12 protein-coding genes and 1 tRNA gene are annotated in these 11,688 nt (G+C 61.6%); 8 read left to right on the top strand and 5 right to left on the bottom strand.

Going from position 1 to position 11,688, the window contains the following annotated elements; genetic code table 11:
- Nucleotides 1-375 precede the first annotated feature (375 nt).
- Nucleotides 376-573 (top strand): carbon storage regulator CsrA, encoded by a 198-nt coding sequence (gene csrA / locus DM374_RS12605; RefSeq protein WP_110970105.1) that lies wholly within the window; start codon nt 376-378, stop codon nt 571-573.
- Nucleotides 574-646: 73 nt separating this feature from the next.
- On the opposite strand, the gene DM374_RS12600 is transcribed toward csrA, so the two are convergent.
- The 3 genes from DM374_RS12600 to DM374_RS12590 are packed head-to-tail and all read right to left on the bottom strand — an operon-like array spanning nt 647 to nt 3,627.
- Nucleotides 647-1,015: a response regulator gene (locus DM374_RS12600; RefSeq protein ID WP_110970104.1), complete on the bottom strand. Its 369-nt coding sequence runs from the start codon at nt 1,013-1,015 to the stop codon at nt 647-649.
- A gap of 18 nt (nt 1,016-1,033) precedes the next feature.
- On the bottom strand, nt 1,034-2,476 hold the full coding sequence (locus DM374_RS12595; RefSeq protein WP_110970103.1) for an ATPase domain-containing protein: 1,443 nt from the start codon (nt 2,474-2,476) through the stop codon (nt 1,034-1,036).
- Nucleotides 2,455-3,627 carry a two-component system sensor histidine kinase NtrB gene (locus tag DM374_RS12590; RefSeq protein ID WP_110970102.1) on the bottom strand — a complete coding sequence of 391 codons (1,173 nt, stop codon included), beginning with the start codon at nt 3,625-3,627 and terminating at the stop codon, nt 2,455-2,457. Before DM374_RS12590 ends, DM374_RS12595 begins: the two co-directional genes overlap by 22 nt.
- A 273-nt stretch (nt 3,628-3,900) precedes the next feature.
- On the opposite strand from DM374_RS12590, the gene DM374_RS12585 reads away from it, so the two are divergent.
- The 5 genes from DM374_RS12585 (at nt 3,901) to DM374_RS12565 (ending at nt 5,780) form a co-directional block, all read left to right on the top strand.
- Nucleotides 3,901-4,098, top strand: coding sequence for a hypothetical protein (locus DM374_RS12585; protein WP_110970101.1), 198 nt, complete (start codon nt 3,901-3,903; stop codon nt 4,096-4,098).
- A gap of 10 nt (nt 4,099-4,108) precedes the next feature.
- Nucleotides 4,109-4,813 carry a YoaK family protein gene (locus DM374_RS12580; RefSeq protein WP_095153799.1) on the top strand — a complete coding sequence of 235 codons (705 nt, stop codon included), beginning with the start codon at nt 4,109-4,111 and terminating at the stop codon, nt 4,811-4,813.
- An 86-nt stretch (nt 4,814-4,899) separates the two neighbouring features.
- A tRNA-Leu gene (locus DM374_RS12575) sits at nt 4,900-4,984 on the top strand.
- Between the two features lie 129 nt (nt 4,985-5,113).
- The gene (locus DM374_RS12570) at nt 5,114-5,323 is read left to right on the top strand and encodes a hypothetical protein (RefSeq protein WP_404821331.1); all 210 of its coding nucleotides are present in this window, start codon (nt 5,114-5,116) and stop codon (nt 5,321-5,323) included.
- 52 nt (nt 5,324-5,375) lie between these two features.
- On the top strand, nt 5,376-5,780 hold the full coding sequence (locus DM374_RS12565; protein ID WP_095153800.1) for a bacteriocin: 405 nt from the start codon (nt 5,376-5,378) through the stop codon (nt 5,778-5,780).
- 118 nt (nt 5,781-5,898) lie between these two features.
- Here DM374_RS12565 and DM374_RS12560 read toward each other — a convergent pair whose 3' ends face one another.
- Entirely contained in the window at nt 5,899-6,507 is a 609-nt protein-coding gene (locus tag DM374_RS12560) for a hypothetical protein (protein ID WP_110970100.1), read from the bottom strand.
- A gap of 259 nt (nt 6,508-6,766) precedes the next feature.
- Between DM374_RS12560 and DM374_RS12555 the strand changes: the two genes are divergently transcribed.
- Nucleotides 6,767-8,470, top strand: coding sequence for an AMP-binding protein (locus tag DM374_RS12555; RefSeq protein ID WP_110970099.1), 1,704 nt, complete (start codon nt 6,767-6,769; stop codon nt 8,468-8,470).
- A gap of 46 nt (nt 8,471-8,516) precedes the next feature.
- Here the strand turns inward: DM374_RS12555 and DM374_RS12550 are convergent, their stop codons facing one another.
- Entirely contained in the window at nt 8,517-10,448 is a 1,932-nt protein-coding gene (locus DM374_RS12550; RefSeq protein WP_110970098.1) for a sigma-54-dependent Fis family transcriptional regulator, read from the bottom strand.
- 269 nt (nt 10,449-10,717) lie between these two features.
- Between DM374_RS12550 and DM374_RS12545 the strand changes: the two genes are divergently transcribed.
- Complete coding sequence (locus DM374_RS12545; RefSeq protein WP_110970097.1) at nt 10,718-11,644, top strand: transporter; 927 nt, start codon at nt 10,718-10,720, stop codon at nt 11,642-11,644.
- Nucleotides 11,645-11,688: the final 44 nt, after the last annotated feature.

Raw genomic sequence — 11,688 nt, 5'->3', positions numbered from 1 at the left:
TCACAGCGCCTGAAAATGTTGCGGCGCTATTGCGGAGAAAGAGCGCCCAACAATCAAGAATAAATCTCATTTGCTGAACTTCTTAATACCCCCACAAAATGAACGCTAAATGTCGAAAGTTTCTCTTTTTATAAGAGAAATTTCCCATATGCGTTCAACACCCCTATGCTTGCCGGGTGGAAAATCTCGCGTCGCGAAATTCCCACCTGCCCAGTCGACGCCCAACCTAAAAAAGACACTCGCAAATATTTTGTTCGGGGAATTAATTTTCAACGAATGCGTCTTTAATGAAGGGAAAGAGGGAAGCGTCTCCCAGCGCCCCTGTCCTCTGTGGGTACCGCCTGCGAGGCATTTCAAGTTACCAAGGAGAAATACATGCTGATACTCACCCGCAAGGTTGGCGAAAGCATCGTCATCAACGATGACATCAAAGTCACCATTCTAGGTGTCAAGGGGATGCAAGTGAGAATCGGCATCGATGCACCGAAAGACGTTCAGGTGCACCGTGAAGAGATCTACAAACGCATTCAGGCCGGCAGCCCGGCGCCGGAAAAAGGAGAAGGCAATCAATAAGCTGTTTGCATGACTCGAGTCGCACGGATGCGCTTGGTCCCCTCTCGCCGGGCCCGCGGATTGAACTGGGGGTTTACCCCCCAGGTGACGGGACAAGACCCCGAACCATGTTAATCAGCGTTTCACCATCGAAGGGTTTATCCAGCACACCGTCGAACAACTCGGGACTCTTGCGAGCGATATCGCTCTGTGCGCCACTCATGAGAATGATGGGCATGGCTCTATATTGTGGGTCGGCGCGTAGTTTTCGGGCGAGTTCTTCGCCATTCATCACCGGCATCATCCAGTCGGTGATCAGCAGTTCGACCCGTGTTTTTTCCAGTACTTCGAGTGCCTTCGCACCGTTGGCGGCTTTCTCGACCTGAAAGCCCGCATCCTCCAGAACATAGCCGAGGATGTCGGAAATGCTGCACTCGTCGTCGACCACCAGAATTTTGCTCATGATTTCAGACCGCGGCCCTCAGGACCGTTCCAGTGGCTGCGCCGTGCCGGAGAGCACCGCGGTTGCCTCGTTGAACGCCTCATGCAGCTCCACCCCTCCTGCACCAATCACCACTTCCAGTAGCGCCGGGTCGTAACGGCTGTCGCGCACCTTCAAGATCGACAGCACCCGCTTGAGCGCCGAGTCCAGTTCCACGAAGCGCATCAATAGCAGGTTGTCGACGATACTCGACAGTTCCGGTGCCGGGGCGTTGATTTCCGAGCCGAAGATGTCGCGCATTTCCCAGGTGGCCAGCACCGTCACGTCGCGGGCCCGCAGTTCGCCCATCAGGGCACGGAAGAATTCGTTCAGGCGCTCCGGACGGGTCGCCAGCCGGGCGAAGGCGCCGAGGTTATCGATCAGCACCCGCTTGATGCCCTGCTCGCTGACCTGACGCAACAAGCGTGCGCCAACATCATCCAGCAGGCCTTCAGTGGTTGGCTGCCAGGCAATCCGCAGGGCGCCGTCGCGCTCCATCGCCGCGAAGTCCAGGCCCAGGGCCGCCGCCTTCATCCGCAAACGCTGCGCCGGCTCATAGAAACCGAAATGCAGGCCGGGCGCCTCTGGTGTGGCGACGCCGAGAAAACTCAGCCCGAGCGAGGTCTTGCCGCTGCCCGACGGGCCCATCGCCAAGGTCACCGAGCCTTGCGCGAGACCGCCAAGTAACAGCCGGTCGAGGCAGGCCACACCGCTGCCGACACGCTTGAAGGTCTCGCTGCCCATGCCTGACGGGCGAGCGTACAACGCTTCCAGCCGCGGGTAGACCTGCAGGCCATCGCCGGTGATCTCGCACTCATGCAGCCCGGACAGCGCGCCACTGCCTCGGGTTTTGCGCAACTGGATGCGGCGCACTGCACGGGCGCCATGCAGGTCTTCGCCCAGCTCGATCACCCCATCAACCATGGTGTGCTCGGGGCTGTCATCCTCCAGGTGGCTGCTGGTCAGCAACAACAGCGTGCAGCCGGCGAAGGCCGCGTGGGCCTGCAGTTCGGAGATGAATTTCTTGGTGTCCAGCACGGTCTCGGCCCGCGAGCGAGCGTTGAGCAGGCCATCGACGATCAACAACGAAGCGCCCTGGCGAACGATCTCACCGCGCAGCACCCGCACCACGGCTTGGAGGCCCTCGTGGTCGAGTGTGTCGAAGGCACTGATGAACTGGATCTGGTCACCGATCCTGGTCGCGTCGAAAAACGACAAGGTCGACAGGTATTGAAACAGCCGCTCGTGGGACTCGCTCAACAAGGTCGCGACCAACACCCGGCCACCTTGATGGACATGGTTGAACGCCAACTGGTTGGCCAGCACCGTCTTGCCGGAGCCGGGACGGCCCTGGACGATATAGGCAGAACCCGCGATCAGGCCGCCCTTGAGCAAGTCATCGAGGCCTTTTATACCCGTCGCTACACGCTGGAGCTGTTCCACGGCGCATTGCCCTCCCCGTTGTCCGAAAGCGGCAGGCACAGCGTCATACAGGTGCCCTGTCCCGGCTCACTGTCGACCCAGATGCCGCCATTGCTCTGCTTGGCGAATCCATACGCCTGGCTCAGGCCCAGACCTGTGCCTTGGCCGAAGCCCTTGGTGGTGAAGAACGGTTCGAAAATCCGCGGTAATACCTCCGCGGGAATCCCCTTGCCGGAATCAATGACGCTGATCAGGGCAAACGGCCCGTTCAGGCTTTCGCGTTCGCCCAGCAACACCTGATTGCGCGCCCACAGGCGAATCTCGCCACCGTCCTCCATGGCATCCCGGGCATTGAGCACCAGGTTGAGCAACACCATCTGTAACTGACCGGCATCCACTTCCACCGGCAGCAAGTCCTCGTCGCACTGCACGAGCAGTTCGATGCCTTTGGGCAGCGCCTGGTACAACAGCGCGCGGATCGCCTCGATCACCTCGGGCAAATTGACGCGCACCACTTCCAGCTCCTTGCGGCGGGCGAAGCTGAGCAATTGCTGGGTCATCTGACTACCGCGCTGCCCGGCATCGAGCACATGCTCAAGCAACCGCTGGGTGCGTTGCGGGTCCTGGCTGTTCATGGCGAGCTTCGCTGAACTGATGATGATGGTCAGCAGATTGTTGAAGTCGTGGGCCATACCGCCAGTCAACTGGCCCAACGCTTCGAGCTTCTGCGACTGGAACAGTTGCGCGCGCATCGCATCGAGTTGCAAGGCGGCTTCACGGCGGTCGGTGATGTCACGTGTGATCTTCGCCAGCCCGATCACCTCGCCTTGCGGCGAACGCACCACATCCAGCGCCACCAGCGCCCAGAACCGGGTGCCGTCCTTGCGCAACCGCCAGCCTTCATCCTGGGCGCCGCCGCTACTCAAAGCCTTGTTCAACAGGAACAGCGGACGGCCATCGGCACAATCCTGCTCGGTAAAAAACAACGAGAAATGCTGGCCAATGACTTCCTCGGCACGGTAACCCTTGATGCGCTCGGCGCCCGCGTTCCAGGAAATGATGTGGCCGTTGAGGTCCATCATGTAGATGGCGTAGTCCACCACGGTCTGTACAAGCTGCTCGTACAGACTGGTGTGCATGCTGTGCAGGTCCAGTCGCTCGGATGGAGCCATTGCTGAGTCCGCTGATGATGATTGAAGTGTAGCTACAGCATACGCTGAGGATGACCGTTAGTGATCCGTATTCCTACATCCGTGATCATCAGTTCCTACATGCACACCTGCACCGACCATGAACAGGCCCTGCAAACACTGAGCTGGATCAAGGTATAGCGCCATTGACTGCACACTGCCTCCTGAGAATGCCGGCAAGTTGCTATAGTCCCTCCGTGCGGCAGGTACAACAGACAAGCGGTCGAGGAAGGGATCTTGGTAATAAACACGCGCATGCAACGTATTCATGATGATCTGGAGCACACGGCCGACGGGATGGAACGCCTGGCGAGAGGCCTGGCCGGGCATGCTGTCTACCTGCAGAACTCGGTCCACGCCGCCGACGCGGTCGAAGTCAACGAACGGGTCAGCGGCCTGAACGCCTCGATCAACGAGTTGCGCGCCGTGGCCAGCGCCATCGAACCCAACTGACCCGCCCGGCATGCTGCCAGAACACCCCGCAGGCCAGCGCAGACCACACGCCCTGCGCTTGTACCGACTCCGCGGCCGGGTCGGGCTGTTCTTCGTTGGCGGCCTTTCGGTGCTGGCAGGCATGACCGATGCCATCGGGTTCCTGGCCAGCGGCGACTTCGTATCCTTCATGAGCGGCAACACCACCCGCCTTGCCGTGGCATTCAGCGACGGCCAGTTCGATCTGGTCGCACGCCTGGCGCTGCTCATCGCCACCTTCGTCATCGGCAACGCATTGGGCGTCATGATCGCCCGTTCCAGCCGCAAGCGCGCCTGGCCGTTGCTGGCGCTGACCGCCCTGCTGCTGCTCGCTGCCGCGTTGTGCGGCAAACAGTTGGAACTGCTGGCGATGCTGGCGGCGATCCTGTCCATGGGCATGCTCAATGCGGCAGTCGAGGAAGTGAACGGGCTGCCTATCGGCCTGACCTACGTCACCGGAGCGCTGTCGCGCTTCGGTCGCGGCCTCGGCCGCTGGCTGATGGGCGAACGGCGCCCTGGCTGGCGCATGCAGTTGGTGCCGTGGAGCGGGATGCTGTTCGGCGCGGTGCTCGGCGGCTGGCTGGAACACCATCTGGGTTTTGCCGCACTATTGGCCAGCAGTGTCCTGGCAGCCATGCTCGGACTGGCCTCGATGATGATTCCCAGGCGGTGGGTGCAACGTTACATGGCGCGATGAGTATTCGTCGTACCCGTTGACGCGAATATAACGATGAGTTATAAAGCGCGCTTGATTTGAGAGACCTCGTGAATCTTGATCAACCTGCGAGTGTGGTGGAATTGGTATACACAGCAGACTTAAAATCTGCCGGCGTGAGCCTTGCGGGTTCGAGTCCCGCCACTCGCACCATCTTTTGAGAAAAGCGCCTTCACGGCGCTTTTTTCATATCTGCCAATCACTTGGCTCTCCCTCTGCAACAAATCCTGAAAAACGCGGTCATAGCTACGCCATCGAATACCGCCCCCGCGGTTAGAGGAAATGACCGTGCTGACCCGTCTTGCTCAACTGTCCCTGCTGGCCGCGATCCTGGTTTCCGCCGGCTGCGCCCATCATCACCACCATGATCGTAACGACGGCTGGCGTGGCGACCGTGACCAGCGTCGCTGGCAGGACGACCGCCGCGATCACCGCTACGACAACCGATATGACCATCGCCGTGATGATCGCCGCTACCGTGACGACGACTGACCTGTTGCATTCCACTTTTTCCTGATTGCTCCCACTGCCAGAGGTTTCGACCATGCGTTTTTCACTGCCTACCCTCGCTCTAGGTATCTTGATGTCCCAGGCGGCACTGGCCGGTGACGGCACCACCGCGATCGGCGGCGGCCTTGGTGGCGCGCTTGGCAATGTCGTCGGTCAACAGATCGGTGGCAGCACCGGCGCGGCCATTGGCGCCGGCCTGGGTGGCGCAGCCGGCAGCGCCGTCGGCGCGAAGAAAGGCAACCGCACCGAAGCGGCCCTGGGTGGTGGACTGGGTTCGGCAGGCGGCTCACTGATCGGCGGCAAACTGGGCGGCTCGACCGGCTCTACCGTTGGCGCGGGCCTGGGCGGCGCAGCCGGTGGTGCGCTGGGCAACCACCTGGCAGATGACAACCGCGACACTGGCAAACGCAAACACAAGCGTCGTCATCGTCATCGTTGAGTCGTCACTGGTCTGAACAAAAAACCGGTAGATCAGCCCTACCGGTTTTTTGTTGGTACTTCACGAAATGCCGGGCCATGATCTTTGGGATTCTGGTTTGGTTGACCTGAAGCCTTGGCTATTTCGGCCGAGCAAGGTTGGTCTTGCTCAGCCAGCCCTCTGGCTGGTGATTGTCCCAGGCATCAAAGGGCGTCCTGCCACCAGGCGTCGCGGCACGCCCTGAAAGCTCTTCCACCCTGCGTTCCAGAGAGCGGATCTTGTCCTCGTAAGTCTTGCAAGTGGCTTGGGCACTGCTCACTTGAATCGCAGCCTCACCGAGCTCTCGATCACGAGCAAGGACACGGCGTTGCTGCTTGGTAACTTCAGCTTCCAGGCTTTCCTGCCGTGTTTGCAGTTCGGCGTTCTTCGCCCGCAATTCCGCGATGACCTCCCCGGCTTGGGCGAGCGCTTCACCAACCGGTGCCGGTTCCGACTTGACTCTGCGCTGATTGAGGAAAGACAACGCGCCACCATATCGGTATTCACGCCTTACCAACAGTTCCTCAACTTGCTTTGCGGTGAACTCGACCAACGTGCTTTCGCGAACCTTGTCGGGCAATGTCACCCAAGCGACCGCAGTGAACTTGACGTTTTCCAGAAAGCGCAGTTTTTCCGGAAGTGGATTGCGTTTGTTGAAATCGCTGCGAAGCAGCCGATCACGGGTCTTCCCTGTTGATTTTCGCGCCACGACTGGGACTCCTCTGAGTTTGCCAAAATGATAGCGTTTTGATAGTCACTACGTCTCCAACGTCGTGGCCGCGCAAGGCCAAAACCGGCCCGCCCCTCATACCAGCAGCACCTTGAGCACTGCGCCCACACCTTGCAAATTTGCACATTGCACCGGCTTTTATGTGAATTCTGCTCTCATAAACGCGCGCCTATACTCGGCCCAACCCCCGGTTTCCTGACCAGGCGGGACCGACAACAACAATCAAGGCACGCCCCTCATGAACTCAGAACGCCACGCCTTTCTTGCCGCCCGTGATTTCCTGCTCGCCCACCGTACCGACTACGAAACCGCCGTACGGGATTTCCGCTGGCCCAGGCTGGAGCGCTTCAACTGGGCGCTGGATTACTTCGATCACATGGCCAGCGATAACCCGGCCCCAGCCCTGTGGATCGTCGAGGAAGACGGCAGCGAACGCCGCTACAGCTTCCATGAGATGGCGCAGCGCTCCAACCGTGTGGCGAACCACTTGCGCGCGCTGGGCGTGAAACGCGGCGAGCGCGTCCTGATGATGCTCGGCAACGACATCGCCCTGTGGGAAAGCATGCTCGCCGCCTTCAAGCTCGGCGCCGTGGTGATCCCCGCCACCGCCCTGCTGACCACGGAAGACCTGCGCGACCGCATCGAACGCGGCAACGTCCGCCACTTGATCGTCGGCGCCGCCAACCTGGAAAAATTCGCCGTCATCGGCGGCGACTTCACCCGCATCAGCGTCGGCACCCAGGCAGACGGCTGGGTGCCCCATGCCGACGCCGAAAACCACAGTGCCGCGTTCATCGAGGAAGGCGTGACCCGCGCCACCGACCCGATGCTGCTGTACTTCACGTCAGGCACCACCTCCAAACCGAAAATGGTCCTGCACAGCCACCAGAGCTATCCGGTGGGGCACCTGTCGACCCTCTACTGGATCGGCCTGCAGCCCGGCGATCTGCACCTGAACATCTCGTCTCCCGGCTGGGCCAAGCACGCCTGGAGTTGTTTCTTCGCCCCGTGGAATGCCGGGGCCTGCGTGTTCATCCACAACAACCCGCGCTTCAATGCCATCTCGCTGCTGCAGGTGCTGGAACGCTACGGCATCACCAGCCTGTGCGCGCCACCCACAGTCTGGCGCATGCTGATTCAGGAAGACCTCGCCAGCTACCGTGGCCGCCTGCGCCTGCGGGAGCTGGTCGGCGCCGGCGAGCCCCTCAACCCGGAAATCATCGAGCAAGTGCATCACGCCTGGGGCCTCGACCTGCGCGACGGCTTCGGCCAGTCGGAAACCACCGCGCTGGTCGGCAATACTCCCGGCCAGGTCCTCAAGCCCGGGTCGATGGGCCGTCCGCTGCCCGGTTATCAGGTCAGCCTGCTCGATCCCGACGGCCTGCCCGGCAACGAAGGCGAAGTCGCCCTGCCGCTGGCGATACGGCCGCTGGGCCTGATGCTCGGCTACGAAGACAGCCCGGAGAAAACCGCCGAGGTCATGCGCGACGGCTACTACCGCACCGGCGACACCGCGCAGATCGACGCCGACGGCTACATCACTTTCGTTGGTCGCGCCGACGACGTGTTCAAGGCTTCCGACTACCGCATCAGCCCCTTCGAGCTGGAAAGCGCGCTGATCGAACACCCGGCGGTGATGGAAGTGGCGGTAGTGCCCAGCCATGACCCGGTGCGGCTGGCAGTGCCCAAGGCGTTCCTGATCCTGGTCCACGATCAGGTGGGCAGCGCGGAGCTGGCCCACAGCATTCTCGCCTTCGCCCGCGAACACCTGGCGCCGTACAAGCGGGTGCGGCGCATCGAGTTCGTCACCGAGTTGCCCAAGACCATCTCCGGCAAGATCCGCCGGGTAGAACTGCGGCAGATGGAAGTACAGCGCCGGCAAGGCGACAGCCGCGGCGAACACGAGCACTTCGAAGAAGACTTCCCGCAGCTCAAAGGCTGATGCTACCCGGCCCTTTCGCGACAGCGCGTCGCGAAAGGGCCGATCCTCAAGCGCCCTGCTCCATCTCCTTCATCTTCCGGTACAAGGTCGCCCGCCCGATTCCCAGTCGCCGTGCGGCGGCGGACAGGTTGCCGTTGCACGCAGCGATTGCCGCACGAATCGCCCGCTGTCCGGACGCCTGCAACGTGTCGCCAGGCCCCTCCTCGGCTTCGACTTCCAGTGCCTCGCCAACGGGTTGCGGCGCAAACCGCAGCACCTCATCCGGCAGGTGCTGCAAGCCGATCCGGCCGTCCTCATCCGCCAGCGCCACAGCCAGGCGCAGCGCCTGATGCAACTGGCGAATATTGCCCGGCCAGGAATACGCCAGCAGCGCACGCAAAGCCGGCCCGTCCAACACCGGTGGCGCTGAGCCCGCAGACTCGCTGAGCAACAAGTGCTGGATCAGTTGCGCCAGATCGCTGCGCTCGCGCAGCGCCGGCAGGCTGACCCGCAGGCCGTTGATGCGGTAATAGAGGTCTTCGCGAAAACCCTGTTCCTGGGAAAGCTGAAGCAGGTCGCGGTGGGTCGCGCAGATCAGCGCGAAGTCCACCTTCACCACGCTGTTGCTACCCAGCCGACTGAGGCTGCGTTCCTGCAGCACCCGCAGCAGCCGTCCCTGCAATTCCAGCGGCATATCACCGATTTCATCGAGGAACAGCGTGCCGCCGTCGGCCAGTTCGATCTTGCCCGAAGCGCCGCCCTTGCGACTGCCGGTGAACGCGCCTTCGACGTAACCGAACAGTTCCGACTCGATCAGGCTGGCCGGAATGGACGAGCAGTTGATTGCCACGAACGGACCTGCGGCGCGGCTGCTGCCGTCGTGCAACAGGCGGGCGAAAACCTCCTTGCCGGTGCCGGTCTCGCCATTGATCAACAGCGGAATGCTGCGGGCAAAGGCTTTGCGCCCGCGCTCCAGTACCGCGCTGACTGTCGGGTCTTCCAGGCAGGGCCCCTGCCCGGCAGGCTCGCGGCGCTCAGCGGTGACGGGCGGATGCGCTGGCCGGCGCGATTGCACCGAGGCGTTGCCCGGTGTGGCGGTCAGGCAGGCGTTGAACAGGCCGCCCCAATGGGTCTGCAGCCGGAAAGGCACACTGAGGTCGTAACGCCGATAACACAGCGCATGGGCAAACGGCATGTCGAACAGCTCGCTGAAATCCATGCCCGGCTTGAGCCCCGGCGGATGGAAAAGCTGATGGGCAATCCGGTTCGCACCCTTGAGCTGGCCCGCCTGGTCGAAGGCCAGCAGCCCTTCCATCGGCGTGCCGAGAATATCCAGGCGACCATGCAAGTGCACCAGCAACACGCTGCCCAACTGGCTGAACAGGCGACGTTCGATGGCGCGCGCGGCGATCACCAGGGACTCCAGGGTATACAGCGAGGCTTCCACGCCTTTGCGGCTGGCATCCAGCACCCCGACGATGCCGCCGTCGACGCCAAAGATCGGAGTGGCCATGCAGGTGAACGCGCGCGCTTCCTCCAGATAATGCTCGGAGCCGGCGATGATCACCGACTCCTGCTCGGCCAGCGCGCAGCTTGGCGCCGTGGTGCCCACCAGAGTTTCCAGAAACTGCGCGCCCTGGCGAAACACCTGGTTCAGTTCCTGGCTGGCACCGTTGGACTTGCCCATGGCGCTCAGCACTACGCCGTCCAGGTCGATGCAGGCCAGCACCCAGTCTCGCGGCGCGAGCGAGGCATGCAACTGCTCCATTTCCGGCCGCGCGGCGTCCAGCAGCGAACCGCCGTAATCGCGCAGATGCCCGGGGCGGACCGCCACCGGCGCATCGAACAACACCCGGTCGCGGGTGCGAATCCCGTAGCGCTGCGAACGCTCCCAGGAGCGCTCGACCAGTTGCGAACCAAAGGCACGGTTGCGTGCTTCGATCGCGGTAATGACGTTCACTTCACGCTGGGCAGAAAAAGGGTCATCGGGCTTGTTCATTACATTGCCTCGAAACGGCTGTCTCAGTCCGGTACAGCCCTCCCCCCTGACAACTGCCTCAGCATGAGACAGTGCAGTGAAAGCCTGTTCTGGAACACCTCAAGCCGACTATTGATCTTGTTATAAGCTGTTGATTTTGAATGACTTTTAATTCAATCAAAATAACTGGCACAGGTTCTGCTCAAGCCTTCTTCGTCTCCGGTCAACAGTGCACGTAACGGCCGGGACACACCACTCGATGTTAAACAAAAACAATAAAAGGTGATGTCATGACGAAGAGCGTCGATACGCGCCTCGCCACTTTCTTCAACACACGGAAACTGGCCAAGGTTGTCGGAGTGTCTACCGCGCTTGGCCTTGGGACGGCAATAGTACCTTCGGCCCTGGCCGCGGATGTGGACGCCGGTGATTACACCGCCATGCCCGCCGGCACCAACCTCGGCCTGGTCTACTACCAGCACGCCGAACGCAAGTCGCTGTACACCGACGGCCACAAGGCGCCGCTGAATGCGCGGCTGGATTCGGATGTCGGCATCCTGCGGGGCGTGCATTTCATGCAGCTGGGCGACTACATCGTCGACCCGCAGTTTCTCCTGCCCTTCGGCAGCCTGAGGGGCAAGGACGACACCAAGTCGCTGGGCGACGACAGCGGTATCGGCGACCTGATCCTCGCTTCCACCGTCTGGCTGGTGAACGAACCGGACAAGCGCCGCTACTTCGGTATTACGCCTTATGTCTACGTCCCGACCGGCAGCTACGACAACGACCACGCGCTCAACCTTGGCGAGAACCGCTGGAAGTACACCTTGCAGGCCGGCTACATCCAGGGCCTGACCGACAAGCTCACCCTCGACCTGGTCGCCGACGTGACCTTCTTCGGCAAGAACGACGAATACGGCCCGGCCAAGGCCACCCTGAAGCAGTCCGAGCTTTTCCAGGGCCAGGCGTTCCTGCGTTACAACTTCACCGATGCCTTCGACGTGCGCGTGGGCGTTTCCCGGCTCTGGGACGGCGAAACCAAGGTTGACGGCGTGCGTCAGGACGACGAGCCGGACACCAGCAAATTCAGCGTCGGCGCCTCCTACTTCGTAACGAAGGGCACCCAGTTGCTGGTCAACTACGGACAGGACATGTCCGTGGAAAACGGTTTCAAGGAACACAACCGCATCAACCTGCGCGTGCTGCAGGTGTTCTGACATCCCGCCGATCCGTCGCGGATCGGCCATTGCTCCGCACAAGA

Source organism: Pseudomonas huaxiensis (assembly GCF_003231275.1).
In the GTDB taxonomy this organism is placed as follows: Bacteria; Pseudomonadota; Gammaproteobacteria; order Pseudomonadales; family Pseudomonadaceae; genus Aquipseudomonas; species Aquipseudomonas huaxiensis.
This window is presented reverse-complemented; position numbering and strand designations above follow the sequence as displayed.

What these genes read in the sequence shown, in the direction of transcription:
- DM374_RS12565 (WP_095153800.1), top strand. Translation starts at nt 5,376, where the DNA reads ATGCGTTTTTCACTGCCTACCCTCGCTCTAGGTATCTTGATGTCCCAG.
- DM374_RS12550 (WP_110970098.1), bottom strand. Translation starts at nt 10,448, where the DNA reads ATGAACAAGCCCGATGACCCTTTTTCTGCCCAGCGTGAAGTGAACGTC.
- DM374_RS12585 (WP_110970101.1), top strand. Translation starts at nt 3,901, where the DNA reads ATGCAACGTATTCATGATGATCTGGAGCACACGGCCGACGGGATGGAA.
- DM374_RS12555 (WP_110970099.1), top strand. Translation starts at nt 6,767, where the DNA reads ATGAACTCAGAACGCCACGCCTTTCTTGCCGCCCGTGATTTCCTGCTC.
- DM374_RS12545 (WP_110970097.1), top strand. Translation starts at nt 10,718, where the DNA reads ATGACGAAGAGCGTCGATACGCGCCTCGCCACTTTCTTCAACACACGG.
- DM374_RS12580 (WP_095153799.1), top strand. Translation starts at nt 4,109, where the DNA reads ATGCTGCCAGAACACCCCGCAGGCCAGCGCAGACCACACGCCCTGCGC.
- DM374_RS12570 (WP_404821331.1), top strand. Translation starts at nt 5,114, where the DNA reads ATGACCGTGCTGACCCGTCTTGCTCAACTGTCCCTGCTGGCCGCGATC.
- DM374_RS12600 (WP_110970104.1), bottom strand. Translation starts at nt 1,015, where the DNA reads ATGAGCAAAATTCTGGTGGTCGACGACGAGTGCAGCATTTCCGACATC.
- csrA (WP_110970105.1), top strand. Translation starts at nt 376, where the DNA reads ATGCTGATACTCACCCGCAAGGTTGGCGAAAGCATCGTCATCAACGAT.
- DM374_RS12590 (WP_110970102.1), bottom strand. Translation starts at nt 3,627, where the DNA reads ATGGCTCCATCCGAGCGACTGGACCTGCACAGCATGCACACCAGTCTG.